This is a genomic window from Tellurirhabdus rosea (assembly GCF_026278345.1).
Taxonomy (GTDB): domain Bacteria; phylum Bacteroidota; class Bacteroidia; order Cytophagales; family Spirosomataceae; genus Tellurirhabdus; species Tellurirhabdus rosea.
On record NZ_CP111085.1, the window covers coordinates 3,290,148 to 3,309,243 of the forward strand.

Sequence of the window (19,096 nt, forward strand, 5' to 3'; positions counted from 1 at the left end):
CCGACTCTCTGTGACAATGACCAACGACCTGCAAATTCCCACCCGCCCCGCCCGGATGTTCATTGGCGAGGAACTGGAAGTAACCAACTGGGACCGGATTCAGCCGCTTTACGACGAATTGCTGAACCGGCCTGTCGACAGCACCGACGACCTTCGCCACTGGTTCCGCGACCGCAGCGAACTCGAATCGTACCTGTCCGAAGATTTTGCCTGGCGGTACATCCGGATGACCTGCGACACGTCCAATGAAGAACTGGTCGGCAAACTCAATTTTTTCATCACCGAAATTCAGCCGCACCTGCTGGCCTACGGCAATGCGCTCGACAAAAAAGCGGTGGCCAGCCCGTTTCTGAGCGAACTGACGGAAGAAGGCTTTGCGGTGGCCGTTCGCGGCATGAAAAAAGGCATTGAGATTTTCCGGGAAGAAAACATTCCCCTGCTGACCGAACTCCAGAGCGAGGAGCGGAAATACGGGGCCATCGCCGGGGCCATGACCGTCGAACTGGGCGGCGAGGAAGTGACCCTGCCGCAGGCCAGCAACTGGCTGCAGTCGCCCGACCGGGCCGAACGGGAGGAAGCCTGGATGAAAATCCAGCAGCGCCGTTTTCAGGATAAGGACGAACTCGACGAACTGTTCGACCGCCTGCGCGAACTGCGCCATCAGGTAGCGGTCAATGCCGGTTTCGTCAATTTCCGGGATTATATGTTTGCCGAGCTGGGCCGGTTCGATTATACGCCCGAAGACTGCTTCCGGTTCCACCAGTCGGTTGCCCAGTCGGTCGTGCCGATGCTGAACCAGCTGGCCGGGGAGCGCAGCCAGAAGCTGATGCAGGGCGAATCGCCCATCGACGTCCTTCGTCCCTGGGATTTGAAGGTGGACCTGTACGGCGGCGAGCCGCTGCGGCCGTTCGGCACCGGGGAGGAGTTGCTCAACAAGACCATCGAGTGCTTCTCGCGGCTGGACACTTACCTCGGCGACTGCCTGCGGATCATGAAGGCGATGGGGCATCTGGACCTGGAGTCCCGCAAAGGCAAAGCGCCGGGCGGCTACAACTATCCGCTGGAAGAAATCGGGGTGCCGTTTATCTTCATGAACGCCACCTCCAGCCTGCGCGACCTGGTGACGATGGTGCACGAAGGCGGCCATGCCGTGCATTCGTTCCTGACCCGTGATCTGCCCCTGAAATCCTTCCGGACGCCGCCCATGGAGGTGGCCGAACTGGCGTCGATGTCGATGGAACTGCTGTCGATGGACCACTGGGACGTGTTCTTCGAAAACCCGGACGAACTGCGCCGGGCCAAAATCCAGCACCTCGAATCGATTATTGAAACGCTGCCCTGGGTCGCCACGATTGATAAATTCCAGCACTGGATTTACGAAAACCCGGCCCATTCCGTCGACGACCGGCGGGAAGCGTGGGTGCGTATTTTCAGCGAGTTTTCGGACTCCGTAACGGACTGGAGCGGACTGGAACGCTTTAAGGAATACGGCTGGCAGAAGCAGCTGCACCTGTACGAAGTGCCGTTTTACTACATCGAATACGGCATTGCCCAGCTCGGTGCCATCGGCATCTGGATGAACTTCCGGGAAGACCGCAAAAAAGGACTCGATGGCTACAAGGCCGCTCTGAAACTGGGCTACACCGCCCCGATTGGCCGGATTTACGAAGCCGCCGGGATTCCGTTCGACTTCTCGGCAGAATATATCGGCCGCCTGCTCCGGTTTGTCGGGGAGGAACTGGACCAGATCAAGGCGCAGTAGAGCCAACCCGGCCGGATGGCAGCGAATCAGCGCGGTTCGCTGCCGTCCGACGGGCCGTTTCCCGTTAGCTGCCGGAGTTGAACCTGCTGCTGGCGGAGCAGGTCGAGCAGCACCTCCTGCTGCCGGGAGAGCGCGTCGAGGCGATCCTGCACCTGCCGGATTTCGACCTCGGCTTTCAGGTTGATGAGGTAATCGTTCTGCGCCCGTTGCCGGTCCTTGGTTTCCTGCCGGTTCTGGCTCATCATGATGATGGGGGCCTGAATGGCGGCCAGACACGAAAGAATCAGGTTCAGCAGGATGTACGGATAAGGGTCGAAGGCCGCTTTTCGTAACACCAGCGAATTGACGGAAATCCACGCCAGCAGCACCAGGCCGAAACTGATGATAAAGGTCCAGCTTCCGCCAAACTCCGCGACGCGGTCGGCCAGGCGTTCGCCCGGGGTAAGCGACGGGCTGTCGTCGTCGGTGAGGGTAGGCGAGAGCAGCGTCTGGTCCGTCAGGGCTTTCCGGACGAGGGGATTGAGGTTTTGCATGAAAAAAGGGAGCAGGGTGAATGCACTCGGGAGGTAAAGATACCGGTTCGGAGGCAACGGTTTGCCGGGTCCTGCCGTTCATTTAAACCTTTTTCTGCCACAGGTTCTTTCACTTTCGGCACAAAAACAAAGAAGCAGTTGGCAGTTTGCGCCGCAGGCTGTAATTTTGTACGAACTTTGTAACACGTCTGTAAATGAAAGGTCTTCTTAATAAAGGATTGCTGGTACTGGCCGTTGTTTCGCTGGCCTCCTGCGATTACCAGAAATACAATACCGTTCGTCAGAAAGATTTCCGCGCGGGCGATGAGTACGTGTACGGACCCCACCCGGATTCGGCCGCCATTCAGTCAAACTATAAGTACACGGCACGTCCGGAACTGGAGCAGCGTACGGGCAAAATTCGTCAGAAACTTTTCGGCGGATCGACGATTGCGCAGGGCAACTAACAAGCCATTAAATAAGTTGATATATGAAGCGATGTGTGCTCTGATGGCATTTACATCGCTTTTTTTGTTCATTCACTCGAAAAAAATTTGGGGGTTATGTGCTTCCATCTTTTTTGGCTTACTTTACACAAATATTCAAATACTCAAATAGGATTTTTCGAGTAGTGTAATTGAACCATAGTTATACAGCACCATGAACATTGCATTAGTTACAGGTTCTGCCGGACTGATAGGCAGCGAATCCGTTGCCTTTTTCGCCGATAAATTTGATCTGGTTATTGGCGTCGACAACAACCTGCGGCAATACTTCTTTGGCGCCGACGGCTCAACCGACTGGAACCGTGACCGCCTCAGGGATTCGTTTTCCAACTACAAACACTACACGGCCGACATCCGCAAAGTTGAAGAGCTCGACCCCATCTTCCGCGAGTACGGGGCCGACATCAAACTCATCGTTCATACGGCGGCGCAGCCTTCGCACGACTGGGCGGCCCGCGAGCCGTTCACCGATTTCTCGGTCAACGCCAACGGCACGCTCAACCTGCTGGAGATGAACCGCCAGCACTGCCCCGAAGCGGTGTTTATCTTCACCTCGACCAACAAAGTCTACGGCGATAACCCCAACTACCTGCCGCTGATCGAAACCGAAACCCGCTGGGAGATCGACGAGTCGCACCCGTACTTCACCAACGGCATCGATGAGCACATGTCCATCGACCACACCAAGCACTCCCTGTTTGGCGCCTCCAAAGTAGCTGCCGACATTCTGGTGCAGGAGTACGGCCGTTATTTCGGCATGAAGACGGGCGTCTTCCGGGGCGGCTGTCTGACGGGACCCAATCACTCGGGCGCCCAGCTGCACGGCTTCCTGTCGTACCTGATGAAGTGTGCCATTACGGGCAACCACTACACCATCTTCGGTTACAAAGGCAAGCAGGTGCGCGACAACATTCACAGCCATGACCTGGTGAACATGTTCTGGCATTTTTACCAGAACCCGCGTCCGGGTGAGGTTTACAACGCGGGCGGCGGTCGTCATGCCAACTGCTCGATGCTGGAGGCCATTACCGTCTGTGAACAGATCTCAGGCAACAAGATGAACTACAGCTACTCGGAAACCAACCGGATTGGCGACCACATCTGGTACATCTCCGATCTGAGCAAGTTCAAGGAGCACTATCCGGGCTGGAACTGGGAGTATGACCTGCAGCAGACCCTGCAACAGATTCACGACAGCATGGCGCAGCGGTTGCTGGTGCAGAAGTGATATTGAGGAGTGAAGAACAGGCCGGAATCCGGCTTGTTCCTTCTTCCCGGTCTTCGGCGCATCGAATGCCCATTGACGAATCCATGAAATGTCAGTCCCCGTACGGCTGACATTTTATTTGAACCATATGCTTAGTTTTGATTCCAGACCAACCGTTTATTTCGTCATCGGTTACGGTCTTCTGTGGATAGTCGGTTTGATGGCAGTATCGGACGTTCCAACAGATCACTCCAGAACCTGGTGGCATCGGAGGTCCGTGTTTCTGCTGCTTGCGTTAACTGCGCTGGTTATGCTGCGCATTCCGGTACTGGTATTTAATCAGGAACTGAATCCGGACGAAAGCCAGATGATCACGCAGGCCATGACGCTGATTATCGATCCTGTTTTCTGGCGGTCGGTTGATGGCACCACCGGCGGCCCGCTCGACAGTTACCTGCTGATTCTTCCCCACTGGCTGGGGCTTCCGTTCGACTTTATCCGGGCGCGGCTGGTTGGCCTCGGCTGCATCCTCCTGAGTGTGTGGTTTTTCTACCGGTCCGCGGAGGTCTGGTTTGGCCAGCGGGTAGCCCGGCTGGCTTTGCTGCCGCCGCTGCTGCTGCTGTCGATTACCCAGAACCCCGATTTTGTCCATTACAGCAGCGAACATCTGCCGGTGGCCCTGCTGGGTGCCCTGTATCTGGCGGTGGCCGTTATCCAGCGATCCGAAAAGCCAACCTACGGCTGGGTCTTTCTGGCGGGCCTGCTGGCGGGGACCGTACCTTTCGCTAAACTGCAGGGCGTTCCGATGGCGTTTGTCGCGGGGCTGTTTATCCTGATTACGATTGGCTTCCGGAAAAATCTGACGGGAAGGCAAAAAGGCTCGCGGCTGTTGACGCTGGTGGCGGGCAGCGTGTTTTTTCCGCTGTTCGTCGTGATGCTGACGCTGCTGAACGGGGTTTTCGACGATTTTATCACGTTTTACATTGTTGGCAATTTCCAGTACGGCACCGGCGGCGACTTCAACTGGCTGAAGAATCTGGCCGTTTTGTCCCATCTTGTTCAGCGCCTGCCGGAGTTTTACCTGCTGGTTGGCCTGCCGGTCCTGCTGGGTCTGGTGATGCTGCCCGCCTGGCTCAAGAGCCATTTCAAGGCAGAAGCGGACTGGGAGCCGGGCGCTTTTGTCATCGTGCTCCTGGCGGCCACGGTGCTGGCCGTGACCCGGACGGGCAGCGGCTACCCGCACCACATGCTGTTTGCGGTCATTCCGTGCGCGCTCGTTGGTTCCTGGATGCTGGCAACCTGCCTGCGGTACCTGCCCACGGCGGGCCCCAATCACCTGATCCGGTCGAGCGTGGCCGTGATTACGCTGCTGAGCTTTACCCTGCCGTTTCTGTTCAAACTGGTGAAAGGAGAGTCATTCAACCGGTATGTTCAGGGAAGCCGCGAACTGGTCCGGTCCGACGTGGCGAAATTCATTCTTCAGTACGCCCGGCCGGGAGAGCCGCTGGTGGTATGGGGCTGGATGTGCCGCTATTACGTCGAAGCGCAGATGCCGCAGGGCGTCAACGAGAACCACTCCATCCGGAGCGCGTACGATCATCCGCTGAAACACATCTACCTGACCCGTTACGTCGGCGACCTGACCCGTTCGTTTCCGCCCGTGTTCGTCGATGCCGTGGGCTACTCGTTCTGGCTCAACGACCGGCAGCGGTACGCCCACGAACATTTTCCGGCCCTGCATACATTTATTCAGACCCATTACCGGTTTGCCGGTGAAATTGATAAAACCAGAATCTACGTCCGGGCCGACCGGTTCAAACCGGCCCGCCAGCTGGCGCAGAAATAAAGGATTATGTGGACTAAAAAAGGAGTAATTTTTAAGCCCGACGGCTCGCTGCCGTTCAGCCGAACCCACGCCCAGGTTCCCTTTGCCTTCCCGATGAACGACCGTCTGCGGGTCTACTTTGCCACCCGCGATGAAGACCGGGCCTCGTCCGCCGCTTTTGTGGAACTGGATTCCAGCGATCTGTCCAACGTACTGTACGTGCACGACCGGCCCTGTCTGTCGAAAGGTGCCGTTGGCATGTTTGACGAGACCGGCACGATGCCCTCCTGGTTTCTGCGGCGGGGCGATGAAATCTGGCTGTACTATACCGGCTGGAACAAAAGCGAAACGGCCTGGTACCGGCTCGGAATCGGTCTGGCCATCAGCCGCGATGGCGGCCTGACCTTCGAGCGCAAGTACGATGGTCCGCTGCTCGACCGCTCCATCTACGACCAGGTTTGGGTGGCCCAGCCCTGCGTTCTGGCCGAAGACCAGCCCGACGGCAGTACCCGCTGGCGGATGTGGTACCTTTCGTGCACGAAGATCGAAATCATCAACAATCACCCGGAGCCGTTCTATAATGTCAAGTACGCAGAATCAGAAGACGGCATTCACTGGAACCGAAACGGGCACGTTTGCATTGATTACGACGAGTTTACGGACGCCATCGGTCGCCCGGCCGTAATCCGGGAAGATGGCCTGTACAAAATGTATTACTCCTACCGGAACGCCAAAAACTTCCGGACCGACGCTTCGCAGAGTTACCGGCTGGGCTATGCCGAGTCTAAAGACGGCCTCAACTGGGAGCGCAAGGACGAACAGATCGGCATTGACCGGTCGACGGACGGCTGGGATTCGCTGATGATGGACTACGCCCACGTGGTGCAGTACAACGAACAGACACTGATGTTCTACAACGGGAATGGATTCGGCGCGTCGGGATTTGGATATGCTATTAAACAGTCGTAAGTCTGTTAGTCGTAAGTCGTAAGCAGTAAGCGGTCTGCCGCTGCGGTTGTAAATGGCTTTGCCGTCTCTCAATCCAGCAGAGCCCCTTACGACCGCAGCAGCGGACTGCTTACGACTTGTGACTGACGACTGACGACTTAAAGAACTTATGAAAGTCAGCGTTAACATAGCAACGTATAATCAGGTTAAGTATATCGCAGAGGCGATGGACGGGGCGTTGCGTCAGGAAACGAATTTCGAGTATGAAATCATCGTGGCCGACGACTGCTCGACGGACGGGACGCAGGAGGTGATTCTGGAGTACGCGGCCAAATATCCCGGAAAAATCATTCCGCTGCTGCACCCGAAAAACCTGGGCGGGGCCGGAAAATTCAATGCCATCAGCGCCATTGAAACTTCGCGCGGCCAGTACATTGCCACCGTTGACGGGGATGATTATTTCTGCCACCCGCAGAAACTTCAGAAACAGGTGGATTTTCTGGACGCCCACCCCGAATGCTCGACCTGCTTCCACAACGCCCAGATTATCTGGGAAGACGGTGAGTTTGCTCCGGAACTGGTCAACGGACCGGAGCAGAAAATCATTTCGACGGTTGCGGACCTGGTGGGCGAGGAAGAAGTCTGGTTTATGGCCACCTCCAGCGTCATGTTCCGGAACGGCCTGCTGAAAGACTATCCCGAATGGTACATGAAGTCGAAAAGCGGCGACATTCCCCGGTACATTCTGCTGGCAAAAAAGGGAAATATCGGTTATATTCCCGAAGTGATGTCGGTTTACCGCAAAAACCGGAACGGCATCAGCTTTACGGACCATAAATGGGATGCCGAATTCCTTTACAACCGCATCGGAATGTACGAAGGCATCAACCAGGAACTGGATTACCGGTTCGACAAGGTCCTGAAGAAAAATATTGCCCGGTATTACCGGATGCTGCTGGATTCAAAACAATACAATGACCGCTATTTCCGCCGGGCCGGACTGGCCCTGAAATACCTCAATCTGGGGCGGCCAAACTGGCGGATTACCAAAGAAGTAATCCGGGATTATCTGATTCCGGAATCCGTTTTGAAAATATATAGTACGTTTCGCTTACTTCCACACCGTTGAAGTCAGCGGTTGATTGATGACTGATGGCTAACCACATTAACGTATGAAACTAAGTGTTGTTATTCCGGCTTATAACGAAGAAGAGTCGTTGCCCGAAACTCTGCGGACCCTGTACCGGACGCTGGCGAAGTATGACATTCCGCACGAAATCTGCGTAACCAACGACAATTCGAAAGACGGGACGCTGCGGGTGTTAGACCAGTTGTCGATCGAAATTCCAACCCTGGTGTACTTCACCAATCCCGGTCCCAACGGCTTCGGCTACGCGGTTCGCTACGGACTGGAGCGTTTTTCGGGCGACTGCGTGGCGGTCTTCATGGCCGATATGTCCGACGACCCGGAAGACCTCGTCAGGTTCTATTACAAAATGCTCGAAGGCGACTACGACTGCGTGTTCGGGTCGCGCTGGATCAAGGGCGGCAAGGTCATCGATTATCCGGGCCTCAAAAAGTACATCAACCGGGTAGCCAACGCCATCATCCGGGTGCTCGTCGGCATCAAATACAACGATACCACCAATGCCTTCAAGCTCTACAAACGCGAGACGATGGATGGCCTCAAGCCGTTCCTGTCTCCGCACTTCAACCTGACGGTAGAACTGCCGCTAAAGGCGATTGTCCGGGGATACAGCTACGCCGTGGTGCCAAACAGCTGGACCAACCGGAAGTATGGCGAGTCGAAACTGAAAATCAAAGAGATGGGCAGCCGGTACTTTTTTATCCTGATGTACTGCCTGATCGAAAAATACTTCTCGCGCGGCGATTACCGGAAAAAGCCGGTCAGCGTCCCGCCGAAAGCGACGGTATAAAGGCAGCCGTTTGCCAAACATCAAAAAAGACCGCAGAAACCTGCGGTCTTTTTTGATGTTTGGCAAATTTGGGCGGTATAATAAGACAATTTTCAAAAATCATCTGTACCAAGGAAACTTTGAAAATAAAATCCTATATTTCGAAAATGTATACTTAGTCCACAGGTTAACCATTTTAGTACGCATGAAAAAACTTTCGCTTTACTCCTCTGTAGTAGCCCTTTCCCTTACCTTACTCACGGGATGTGAAAAAGACAGCCTGACCGAAACCAGCGTTACGCAGGCACCCAGCCATCGTTCTGCCCGGGTGGCATCTCCTTTATCGGACGAACTGAGAGCGAAACTGGCCCGCATTCGGGCGTCGCTGCCCGAAGGTTATGAGCAGCGCGTGGAGCGAGCCGCGGGTCTGCTGCAGGACACGCACCCGGAATACAAGCAGTATGTCGAACGGGCGCTCGGCATCGAGCCGACCTCCTGCGACAACAACACGGCCGCCACGCAATGGCTGGACGAGCAGATGGCCGACTGGAATAATGATATGATCGTCCTCGCCTATTACACCGGCATGCTGGACATTCCCACCTACGACGCGCTGGTTTTCTCGAATACTTCCGAGAACCAGACCTTTGGGGCAACCGGCGAATACTCGCACAGCAACACGAAGGCTTTCAAAGATTTAAAACGTTTCTGGAATATCCAGTCGGACGGCATCGTGCTGGGTGCCATGCACGGAAGCATGCTGCTCGACCGCGACCGCGTGATCCGCGTCAATCAGGTCGTATACGGCGACAGCCCGCAGGCGGCGGCCTACTGGGCAGATGTGATTATTGATCTGCTGACGGAAATTCCGCAGTACAGAAGCGGCAATCACCCGCTGTTTACGTTCAACGCATTTGCTCAATCGGCCTTCAACTTCGGTCCCTACGGCCTGATTCCCAGCAAAATTATCATGGGCGACGGCATTCAGGATGCCTTTGCGGGCATAGGCTACGCGGATGTAGCGCCGCAGGCTATCCTCGCCCACGAATTCGGACACCACATTCAATTCCAACTCCGCCTGTTCGGAGCGAACACCCCGGAAGCCACCCGCCGCACGGAACTAATGGCGGATGCCTTCTCGGCCTACTATCTTTCCCATTCGAGAGGGGCGGCCATGCAGTGGAAGCGGGTTAAGCAGTTTTTGCAGGTCTTCTATAACATCGGCGATTGCGGCTTCACCAACAGCGGTCACCACGGCACGCCGGCCCAGCGGATGGCGGCGGCCGAATGGGGCTACAGCGTGGCCAACAACGCCCAGAAGCAGGGCCACATCCTGACGAGCCAGGAGTTTACCGCCCTTTTTGAGGCGCAGCTGCCCGCGCTGGTAGCTCCGAATTAACAGGACCATTGGGGGGCATAAAAGCGGCCTGTATCGTTAAACCCGGCAACGGGAACGATACAGGCCGCTTTTGGCGTAAAAAGGCGTCTCCGACCGGGGTCACAACAGGGCAAAGCCGATAGCGGTATTGACCACGTCGGCGACGACACCCAGCGCCGCGTTGATGGCCGCCTCCACCGCCAGAACGCCCAGTCCCTCGATCGTCAGCAAGACGATCCGGGTCGAGCTTTTAAAAATTTCAAAATGAAGGCGGGCCTGTTCTTCGGTAATCTGGTTCGTCACCTTCAGTTCGGTAATGAGCGCCAGGTTATCGGCCAACTGCCGGAATGCCTGTTCGGCAAAGGGTTTGGCGTCCGCAAAATGTTTTCCTAGCTGGGTTTTGGCAGCGTTCAGCATATCCAGGCCGACCTGCTGCACATTGATCTGGGGCATACGCGAGCAGAGAGTTAGTTAGAGTTGGGCTTTTCACCTCGTTTCAGGGCCAGTTGCAGCTTGACGATGGCCGTAAAGGCCGCATCGAAATTGCCCTGCAGCGGTTTGAGTTCGTTGACCGTGCGAAAGCCGATTTTGTGGAGCTTCTCCGTGTTGTCGATCATGTCCGACAAATTGCTGATCTGCTTCTGGACAATCTCATTCCGGTCGATGGCGTTGGCCCGGATGCGCAGACTGTTGAGGTCCGTCCGGACGTCGTCATAGAACGGGACGTAATTTTCGTGCCGGGCCTTGTCGGTGCCGACCTCCCGGTTCAGCTGGACAAAGAAGCGCGACACCTTTTCCTGCATCTCGGTGACCGCCTGGTCCGTGATTTCATCATAGTCGCTGATGAGCCGAACCGTCGTGCAACTCTGGAGCAGAACGAGGGCCAGAAAAAACAGGTAAAAGAGGTGTTTGTTGGATCGGGTGATAGCGTTCATAACGGCCTTGTGCTTAAATCAAATGTTAGTCGTAAGTCTAACAATTTTGGTAACACAAGACCCGCCCGGGGCCGGTTTATTTGCCGGCGTGAAGCAAAAGGTATTGAGCGAATGAGCGAATGAGTGATTGAGCGAATGAATGATTGAGCGATTGAGTAGTTCGCCGCCGCCTAAGCGGGTTAACCACTCATTCACTCATTCGCTAAAATCAGCTCCGCGTAAAAATGCCCTTCAGGCCCGGAACCTGATAAATCGCCAGCGTCAGCACTACGCCCCAGAACACGGCGCTGCCCAGCATGTAGGCAAAAATCAGGTGCCGGTGTACCCGGAACGAAACGGCAAGGGCGGTGCCGCCAATGGGCGTCAGCAGGAGCGGGGTCAGCAGCGCAATGCCCAGCATCCCCGAACGCTTCCAGATGCGGACGGCCAGACGGGTGCGGCGCGTGAATCGCCGCGGCGGCTTTTTGCTCCAGCGACGCAGCAGAAGCTGCAGGGCCTTGCCCGCATAGGTGACGGCCATCACGCTCACCATCATGCCAAGGATGGTGCAAAGGCTCGTTTCCAGCCACGACAACCCCAGAGCAATTCCCGAAATAGGACCGCCGATGAACTTGAGCGTACTGGCCAGAATGACCGGTATGTATTTGGCTATCTCCATAAAGTAAACCGGCGGAACAGAAACGCCCCCGGATGCGGTTAATGGGTCAACGTTTTCCTGAATATGCCCGTCATTCGTCACTCCGCTTACCCCGGTCCGCCGCGTTATCTCTACAACGGACACCTGCAAACCGTTTATCCCAGCCTGTTCCGGAAAGTGCCGGGCGTCACTTACGAACGCGAACGGCTGACCCTTTCCGACGGCGATTTTGTGGACCTCGACTGGACCGACCGCCGGAGCCGCCGCCTGCTGCTGGTTACCCACGGGCTGGAGGGCGATTCGGGACGGCATTACGTGAAAGGCACCGCCCGGCTCTTTGCCGAACAGGACTACGACGTGCTGGCCTGGAACTGCCGGTCGTGCAGCGGCGAAATGAACCGCGCCTTCCGGTTGTACAACCACGGTGAGATCGGCGACATCGGGGAAGTCCTGACCCACGCCCTCCGTACTAAAAACTACGAAGAGGTCGTCTTGGTTGGCTACAGCATGGGCGGTAATATAACGTTAAAATATCTGGGTGTCCACGGAAAAACGATTCCGGATGTGGTACGCCGGGCCGTGGCCATTTCGGCCCCCGCCGACCTGCACGCCAGCGCCCGCCTTCTGGACCTTCCGTCGAACCGGTTTTACCGCAACCGGTTCATGAAAAAACTGGTCATCAAGATGCAGCAGAAAGCGGCGCTCTTTCCCGGCACGCTCGACATGACCCGGCTGAACCAGGTGCGCGTCTGGCAGGATTTCGACGATTTTTTCTCCGCCCCGCTCAACGGCTACCGCAACGCGCTGGATTTCTACGACCAGGCCTCCGCCGTTAACTTCATGCCCGACATTACCGTGCCGACGCTGCTGCTCAACGCCCAGAACGACCCCATTCTGTCGCCGGAATGCTCGCCCGCCTGGCTGGCCGAACAACATCCGCATCTCTTTCTGGAAACGCCTGCCACCGGCGGCCATGTCGGTTTTCTCGTCCGCGGCGACCTCTACACTTACGCCGAACGGCGGGCGCTGGCGTTTTGTCAGTAAGGTGTTTCTCGCAGATTTACGCGGATTCCAAGCGCAGATGATCGCGGAAGATTTTGCGAAAATCTGCGTGTAAAATCCGCGCAAATCTGCGAGAAACCTTACGCAATTGCTTAATTTTCTGTCTTTATACGCCAAAACCTGTGAGATACATCCTCCTCCTCTGGAGCAGTCTGCTCAGTTTTCCGTTACTGGCACAAGCGGTCATCAACCCGTCTGCGGTTACCATCGCCCGCGACCGCTGGGGTGTACCGCATATTTTCGCCAAAACGGACCCGGAGGTGGCGTACGGCCTGGCGTGGGCGCATGCCGAGGACGATTTCAAAACGATTCAGCTGGTGGCGCTCCCGGCCAAAGGGCTACTCGGGCGACATCTCGGGCGCGACGGCGCGGCCATCGACTACGTCGTCGAACTCCTGCGGGCGCACGAACTGGTCGAACAGCAGTACGATACCCGCCTGTCGCCGGAGTTCAAAGCCCTGATTGCCGGCTATCTGCAGGGACTGAACGATTATGCCCGAGCGCATCCCGACGAGGTGCTCGTCAAAGGGCTTTTCCCGGTCACACCGAAGGAATATATGGCGGCGGTGGTGCTGTCGTTGTCCGTTATTTCCGGCGTAGACGAGGTGTTGAAGGCGGTTTTTGCAGGGAAAGTACAACTGGCTCCGTTCAGGGCGGCGGGTTCCAATGCCTTTGCGATCAGCGGACGCCGCACCACGGACGGGCAGACCTACCTGGCCATCAATTCGCACCAGCCCCTCGAAGGCCCCGTGGCCTGGTACGAAGCTCATCTGTGCAGCGAACAGGGCTGGAACATGCTCGGCGGACTGTTTCCGGGCGGTCCGGTGATTTTTCACGGCGTCAATGAAAACCTCGGTTGGGCGCATACCGTCAATTATCAGGACAAAATCGACGTCTACCAACTGGAAATGAACCCGGCTAACGACCGGCAGTACCGCTTCGACGACCAATGGGTAACGCTGGAAGAAAAAACGGTCCGGCTCCGGGTGAAGGGCCTGCCCATTGCCGTTGGCCGAAAGGCGTACTGGAGCCGCTACGGGGCGACGGTCAAAACCGACAAGGGCGTTTTTGCCATACGGATGGGGGCCAACATGGACCTGCGGGGCATCGAACAGTGGTACCGGATGAACAAAGCCCGCAATTTCGCTGAATTCTACCGGGCGCTGAAAATGCTGGCGATCCCCGGCTTCAACATCGTGTACGCCGACCGGACCGATACGATTTTTTACCTCAGTAACGGGAAAATGCCGCTTCGGAATCCCGGCTACAACTGGAAGGAAACTCTGCCCGGCAATACCTCCAAAACGCTCTGGACCGCTTTTCACCCGCTCAGCGATCTGCCGCAACTGCTCAATCCGCCCAGCGGGTTCGTGTTCAATACCAACAATACCCCGTTTAACGCCACCGGCCCGGCCGATAACCTCAAACCCCGCGGTTTTGACCCGACCATGGGCTACGAGCGCCTGGACAACAACCGAAGCCGCCGTTTCTCGGACCTGATGCAGGAGCAGGGAAAAGTCAGCTACGAAGCCTTCAAACGCATCAAATACGATTTGCAACTGCCGGACAGCCTGCATTACAGCATCGACGTAAACGGCCTGTTCCGGCTAAACCCGGCTAGCTATCCCGACATCAGCGACGTCATCGACACGCTCCGGACCTGGAACCGCACTGCAACCGCCGACAGCCGGGGGGCCGCACTCTTTCTGCTGTTTTATCAGTACTGGCGCGACAGAAGCGACGAACTGACCGGTAAGCGCCTGTCGCCGGACCAGCACGCGGAAGGGTTGCGGTACGCGAAGGCGTATTGCAAAAAGCACTTTGGACGGTCGGAGGTCACGCTGGGCGAACTGCAGAAACTCGTTCGCGGCGACCGGGTACAACCGCAGTCGGGCATCCCGGATGTGCTGGCCGCCATGCACGCCGAGCCGTACAAAAACGGACAACTGAAAGCCGTTGCCGGTGAATCGTACATCCAGTTGGTCCGATTTCCGCACAACGGGCTGCCCATTATCGAAACGGTCAACTGCTTCGGGGCAAGCAATCGGCCGGACAGCCCGCATTATGCCGATCAGATGGACCTGTTCGGGCAGCAGAAAACCAAGCCCATGACGCTGGACAAGGCGACCGTGCTGAAAGAAGCCGTGCGCGTGTACCAGCCGGGGGCCGTTCAGCCTTAAACCAGAACCAAACCACGAAGCATTTTGAAAATAACTTACCTCGACGCGTACGCCCTCAATCCCGGCGACCTTGACTGGGCACCGCTGGAAACGCTCGGCGACGTGACCTTCTACGACCGTACCGCGCCCGAAGAACTGCTCGCCCGGGCTGCGGAAGCCGACCTGCTGCTGGTCAACAAGATTCGCTTTTCGGCGGAAACGCTGGCCCAGTTGCCCCGCCTGCGTTACATCGGCGTCACGGCTACGGGCTACGACATTATCGACGTAAAAGCCGCCCGGGAGCGGGGAATTACGGTGACAAACGTGAAAGGATACAGTACGGAATCGGTCGCCCAGCACACCTTTGCGCTGCTGCTTGAACTGGCCTACCGTACGTCCGTGCATGAGGCCAGCGTCCGGGCGGGCGACTGGGGTCGTCAGCCGGATTTTTGCTACTGGAAAACGCCGCTGGTCGAACTGGCCGGAAAAACGCTCGGGCTGGTTGGGTACGGAGATATTGGGCGGCGGGTGGCCGACATTGGCCGGGCTTTTGGTATGAACATTCTGGTCAACCGCCGCGATACCTCGGAAGCTTTGCCCGAAGGCAGGCAATACGCCGATCTGGCCACCGTTTTCGCCGAAAGTGACGTCGTGTCGCTGCATTGCCCGATGACGGCCGACAACCGCGGCTTTGTCAATCGGGAACGGCTAAGCACCCTGAAACCGACGGCTTACCTGATCAATACCAGCCGCGGCGGACTCATCAACGAGCCGGACCTGGCCGAAGCGCTTAACGCCGGTCGTCTGGCGGGAGCGGGCCTCGATGTGCTGACGCAGGAGCCGCCCGTTTCGGGCAGTCCGCTGATTGGCGCCAAGAACTGCGTGCTCACCCCGCACATCGCCTGGGCAAGCCGGGAGGCCCGCCAGCGCCTGCTGCTGCTGGCCGCTGAAAATATAAAAGCCTTCCTGGAAGGAAGGCCGAAGAATGTGGTAAATTAGTCGTAAGTCGTAAGTCGGTAAGCGGTCCGCCGTTGCGGTCGTAAGTGCTTCGCCAGGTTAGAAATTGGCGGAGCCACTTACGACCGCAACGGCGGACCGCTTACCGACTTACGACTTTTTTTCACACACTTGCAATCCGAATCAAATCCTCAATGTTGTTGATCACTGTGGCGTTGGTGGGCAGGGTGATGTCCTGTCCTACGACCTGGTAACCCGTAAGCAGCAATTGAGAATGCGGAAACTGCTTTGACATGCGTTCAATATAGGGCTGTACCTCGTGGTTGCTCGGCACCGACGTAATGGCGGTAAAGATATAGTCGGGCTTGTGCACTTCGCAGGCGAAGGCCAGTTCGTTGAAAGGCAGGCTCTGCCCGAGATACACTACTTTATTGTAGCGAGCCCGGATGATATAGTTGGCAAACAGCAGGCTGATTTCGTGCATTTCGCCTTCCGGTAGATAAAGCAGGTACTTTTTGGCGCTGGGCCGCTGCTTGCTCACCTGCCCGTCGATAGCGACGATGATTTTCTGACGAATCAGGTTCGTAATGAAATGCTCCTGCGCCGGCCCGATGGAGCCCGTCACCCAGAGCGTTCCAATTCGGCTCAGGAACGGGTAGATGATATGAATCATCGTGTTCTCAAAGCCGAACTGCAGAATGTTGGTACTGACGATCTTTTCGAAACGATCTTCGTCAAGATCAATCATCGAAATCGTCAGGGCATGAATCTGATCGGGGTAGTTAAGTTTTTTGTCGGAAATGGTAATCACCTCGCGGGCCATCTCGTCGGCCGTCATGCGCGAAATTTCAGAGATTTTATAACCGTGATCTTTCAGAAGCGAGATGTTCAGAACCAGCTTCAGGTCCTGATCGTCGTACGTCCGGATGTTGGTGTCCGTCCGTTTGGGTGCAATGATGTTGTACCGCTGTTCCCAGATACGAAGCGTGTGCGCTTTGATACCGGAAAGCTGCTCTAAATCTTTTATGGAGTAATTACTCATTGTTAATGTACAAATTACCGTTTAATGAGGCTTGTACAGGAAAGGTATAGACCGCTCACGCGAGTCAATTACCATCTCAGGGGGTAAAATGATTTTGTGACGTATTTAAGCCCTGATAGGTAACTTAAGCAACAAGCTAAAAGTACAATAAAAGAGAACAGAGTAAAAATTACATAAACTGCCAATTACTTAACCGGCTGACTAGCCAAAATGTTTATCAATTTACGACAAAAAGTTAAACAGACATCCTCCCACAAAAAATAAAAACTGGAGCAGCAGGAGGGGAAGAGCCAGCGGGTTTTGTTTCCGGAAGGGAAGTCCGTACCAGAAGGAAAAAAGAATGAGGGAAACGATCCACCAGCCGAGGTAATTCCGAATGGGAATGTCGGCGCCGAACCAGGTCCAGAAGTCCAGCTGAATGGCAACGGGCTCAATAAACAGGTCGAGCAGCACCATCAGCGAGGCGGCCAGAATGGCTTTGAGGTAAACCGGGAAGGAAAGCCGGTCGCAGAGCGTGCCGCAGCAGTACGTCAGCACAAGCCAGTTGACGCCGATGATCAGCGGGACATCCAGCCATTTCCAGCCCAGCGTGGGGCCGTAGGCATAGGTTCCAAACACAAACCCCGTCTTGACGCCCAGTACCTCCACCCAGAAACCAACCAGCAACGCCAGCAGACAGTAAAACAGAAAAGGCCGGTTCCAGTCGGTATGAAAAGCGAGCAGTAAGCCGGCCGATACCAGCAGATTCGCCGGAACCAGCATCCTGAACAGGGCCGAAGCCGCGGGAGTCTGGAGGCCGATGAGACCGGCCAGATACGCCAGACTCAGAAAAATCAACGCGGGGCGGTAATAACGTGAAGGATGGGGCTGGGCGTCGAACATGGCGCGAAGGTAAAAAAAAAGCCCTGCGATTAACAGGGCTATCCATCGAAGGGAGGAAGATGGGGCTCGAACCCACGACCCCCAGAACCACAATCTGGTGCTCTAACCTGCTGAGCTACATCCTCCGTGTTTGGACTGCAAAAGTAATGAATGAATAATGAATAATGAATAGTGAAAAGCAAAAAATTTTACTTTTTCCCACCTCTTCATTATCCATCATTCATTATTCATTATAAATCAGGCTTTTGCCTTTTGGAAGCGCTGATTGGCCGCATTCCAGTCAACGACGTTCCACCAGGCGGCGATATAATCGGGGCGTTTGTTCTGGTATTTCAGGTAGTAGGCGTGTTCCCAAACGTCCAGGCCCAGAATCGGCGTGCCCTTCTGGTCGGCTACGTCCATCAGCGGGTTGTCCTGGTTCGGAGTGGAGGTGATGGCCAGCTCGCCGTTTTCCGTCACGATCAGCCACGCCCAGCCCGAGCCGAACCGGCCCGTTGCCGCTTTGGCAAACTCTTCCTTCAGCGCGTCGAACGAACCGAATTTGGCGTTGATGGCCTCGGCCAGCTGGCCGGTCGGCTGACCTCCGCCGTTGGGCGACATGATGTTCCAGAAAAAAGTATGGTTCCAGTGTCCCCCGCCATTGTTCCGCACGGCAACCGGATATTTGCTCACCTCAGCCAGCAGGTCTTCCAGCGATTTTTCCGCCAAATCCGTCCCGTTGACGGCATTGTTGAGGTTGGTCACGTAGGTGTTGTGGTGACGACCGTGGTGAATTTCCATGGTCTGCTGGTCGATATTCGGTTCCAGAGCGTTGCTGGGGTAGGGCAGTGGGGCTAATTCAAAGGCCATAGTGTTTTGTGGAGTTAAAGGATACGAAGTTTTCAACCCGCTAACACGGACTTTTTCATTTATGTTCTTAGGCGCTTAAAAAACTTCGTGAGCAGTTGTAGACTTTCTTCGGCCAGAACGCCCGTGGTGAGCCGGGTTTTGGGATGCAGCGGGGACGGTTCCAGCCGGCTGTAACCCCGTTTGGGATCGGGAGCGGCCACCACAATTCGCCCGATCTGCGACCAGAACAAAGCCCCGGCGCACATGACGCAGGGCTCCAGCGTAACATACAGCGTGCAGTCGGGCAGGTATTTCGAGTCCAGATACTGGGCCGCCGCCGTGACGGCCAGCAGTTCTGCGTGCGCGGTCACGTCCTTCAGTCGCTCGGTCTGGTTGTACCCTTTCCCGACGATCCGGTTTTTGCACGCCACAACCGCCCCGACCGGAATTTCCCCTTCCTCGCCCGCCTGTTCGGCCAGTTGAAGGGCCAGCGCCATAAAGTATTCGTCGGTGAACATAAAAGGGCAGACTTGAAATGAC

Annotated in this window: 19 protein-coding genes and 1 tRNA gene; 11 read left to right on the plus strand and 9 right to left on the minus strand. The window is 56.1% G+C overall.

The window, feature by feature from the left end; all coding sequences use genetic code 11:
• The first annotated feature begins 16 nt into the window (after positions 1-16).
• Entirely contained in the window at positions 17-1,762 is a 1,746-nt protein-coding gene (locus tag ORG26_RS13945) for a M3 family oligoendopeptidase (RefSeq protein ID WP_266362753.1), read from the plus strand.
• A 26-nt stretch (positions 1,763-1,788) separates the two neighbouring features.
• Here ORG26_RS13945 and ORG26_RS13950 read toward each other — a convergent pair whose 3' ends face one another.
• Positions 1,789-2,295 carry a DUF1003 domain-containing protein gene (locus ORG26_RS13950; RefSeq protein WP_266362755.1) on the minus strand — a complete coding sequence of 169 codons (507 nt, stop codon included), beginning with the start codon at positions 2,293-2,295 and terminating at the stop codon, positions 1,789-1,791.
• 194 nt (positions 2,296-2,489) lie between these two features.
• Between ORG26_RS13950 and ORG26_RS13955 the strand changes: the two genes are divergently transcribed.
• The 7 genes from ORG26_RS13955 to ORG26_RS13985 all read left to right on the plus strand — a co-directional run bounded on the left by ORG26_RS13955 (position 2,490) and on the right by ORG26_RS13985 (position 10,075).
• The gene (locus tag ORG26_RS13955) at positions 2,490-2,741 is read left to right on the plus strand and encodes a hypothetical protein (RefSeq protein WP_266362757.1); all 252 of its coding nucleotides are present in this window, start codon (positions 2,490-2,492) and stop codon (positions 2,739-2,741) included.
• A gap of 193 nt (positions 2,742-2,934) precedes the next feature.
• The gene (locus tag ORG26_RS13960) at positions 2,935-4,008 is read left to right on the plus strand and encodes an NAD-dependent epimerase/dehydratase family protein (protein ID WP_266362759.1); all 1,074 of its coding nucleotides are present in this window, start codon (positions 2,935-2,937) and stop codon (positions 4,006-4,008) included.
• A 289-nt stretch (positions 4,009-4,297) separates the two neighbouring features.
• Positions 4,298-5,833 (plus strand): hypothetical protein, encoded by a 1,536-nt coding sequence (locus ORG26_RS13965; RefSeq protein ID WP_266362761.1) that lies wholly within the window; start codon positions 4,298-4,300, stop codon positions 5,831-5,833.
• A gap of 6 nt (positions 5,834-5,839) precedes the next feature.
• Complete coding sequence (locus tag ORG26_RS13970) at positions 5,840-6,781, plus strand: glycoside hydrolase family protein (RefSeq protein WP_266362763.1); 942 nt, start codon at positions 5,840-5,842, stop codon at positions 6,779-6,781.
• Between the two features lie 148 nt (positions 6,782-6,929).
• Positions 6,930-7,889, plus strand: coding sequence for a glycosyltransferase family 2 protein (locus ORG26_RS13975; RefSeq protein WP_266362765.1), 960 nt, complete (start codon positions 6,930-6,932; stop codon positions 7,887-7,889).
• A 43-nt stretch (positions 7,890-7,932) separates the two neighbouring features.
• Positions 7,933-8,697 carry a glycosyltransferase family 2 protein gene (locus tag ORG26_RS13980; protein WP_266362767.1) on the plus strand — a complete coding sequence of 255 codons (765 nt, stop codon included), beginning with the start codon at positions 7,933-7,935 and terminating at the stop codon, positions 8,695-8,697.
• Positions 8,698-8,881: 184 nt separating this feature from the next.
• On the plus strand, positions 8,882-10,075 hold the full coding sequence (locus ORG26_RS13985) for a neutral zinc metallopeptidase (RefSeq protein WP_266362769.1): 1,194 nt from the start codon (positions 8,882-8,884) through the stop codon (positions 10,073-10,075).
• Positions 10,076-10,174: 99 nt separating this feature from the next.
• Here ORG26_RS13985 and ORG26_RS13990 read toward each other — a convergent pair whose 3' ends face one another.
• The 3 genes from ORG26_RS13990 to ORG26_RS14000 all read right to left on the minus strand — a co-directional run bounded on the left by ORG26_RS13990 (position 10,175) and on the right by ORG26_RS14000 (position 11,647).
• Complete coding sequence (locus ORG26_RS13990; protein WP_266362771.1) at positions 10,175-10,507, minus strand: hypothetical protein; 333 nt, start codon at positions 10,505-10,507, stop codon at positions 10,175-10,177.
• Positions 10,508-10,521: 14 nt separating this feature from the next.
• Positions 10,522-10,989: a hypothetical protein gene (locus ORG26_RS13995; protein ID WP_266362773.1), complete on the minus strand. Its 468-nt coding sequence runs from the start codon at positions 10,987-10,989 to the stop codon at positions 10,522-10,524.
• Positions 10,990-11,197: 208 nt separating this feature from the next.
• Positions 11,198-11,647 carry a hypothetical protein gene (locus ORG26_RS14000; protein ID WP_266362775.1) on the minus strand — a complete coding sequence of 150 codons (450 nt, stop codon included), beginning with the start codon at positions 11,645-11,647 and terminating at the stop codon, positions 11,198-11,200.
• A 63-nt stretch (positions 11,648-11,710) separates the two neighbouring features.
• Between ORG26_RS14000 and ORG26_RS14005 the strand changes: the two genes are divergently transcribed.
• From ORG26_RS14005 to ORG26_RS14015, 3 genes are all read left to right on the plus strand, one after another.
• Entirely contained in the window at positions 11,711-12,670 is a 960-nt protein-coding gene (locus ORG26_RS14005; RefSeq protein ID WP_266362777.1) for a YheT family hydrolase, read from the plus strand.
• A gap of 140 nt (positions 12,671-12,810) precedes the next feature.
• On the plus strand, positions 12,811-14,868 hold the full coding sequence (locus ORG26_RS14010; RefSeq protein ID WP_266362779.1) for a penicillin acylase family protein: 2,058 nt from the start codon (positions 12,811-12,813) through the stop codon (positions 14,866-14,868).
• A 24-nt stretch (positions 14,869-14,892) separates the two neighbouring features.
• Positions 14,893-15,846: a D-2-hydroxyacid dehydrogenase gene (locus tag ORG26_RS14015; RefSeq protein WP_266362781.1), complete on the plus strand. Its 954-nt coding sequence runs from the start codon at positions 14,893-14,895 to the stop codon at positions 15,844-15,846.
• A 121-nt stretch (positions 15,847-15,967) separates the two neighbouring features.
• On the opposite strand, the gene ORG26_RS14020 is transcribed toward ORG26_RS14015, so the two are convergent.
• The 5 genes from ORG26_RS14020 to ORG26_RS14040 all read right to left on the minus strand — a co-directional run bounded on the left by ORG26_RS14020 (position 15,968) and on the right by ORG26_RS14040 (position 19,074).
• Positions 15,968-16,846: a MerR family transcriptional regulator gene (locus ORG26_RS14020; RefSeq protein WP_266362783.1), complete on the minus strand. Its 879-nt coding sequence runs from the start codon at positions 16,844-16,846 to the stop codon at positions 15,968-15,970.
• Between the two features lie 222 nt (positions 16,847-17,068).
• Complete coding sequence (locus tag ORG26_RS14025) at positions 17,069-17,728, minus strand: carotenoid biosynthesis protein (RefSeq protein ID WP_266362785.1); 660 nt, start codon at positions 17,726-17,728, stop codon at positions 17,069-17,071.
• A 50-nt stretch (positions 17,729-17,778) separates the two neighbouring features.
• Positions 17,779-17,854: transfer RNA gene (locus ORG26_RS14030), tRNA-His, on the minus strand.
• 111 nt (positions 17,855-17,965) lie between these two features.
• Complete coding sequence (locus tag ORG26_RS14035) at positions 17,966-18,577, minus strand: superoxide dismutase (RefSeq protein ID WP_266362787.1); 612 nt, start codon at positions 18,575-18,577, stop codon at positions 17,966-17,968.
• Positions 18,578-18,636: 59 nt separating this feature from the next.
• Positions 18,637-19,074: a nucleoside deaminase gene (locus tag ORG26_RS14040; RefSeq protein ID WP_266362789.1), complete on the minus strand. Its 438-nt coding sequence runs from the start codon at positions 19,072-19,074 to the stop codon at positions 18,637-18,639.
• Positions 19,075-19,096 lie beyond the last annotated feature (22 nt).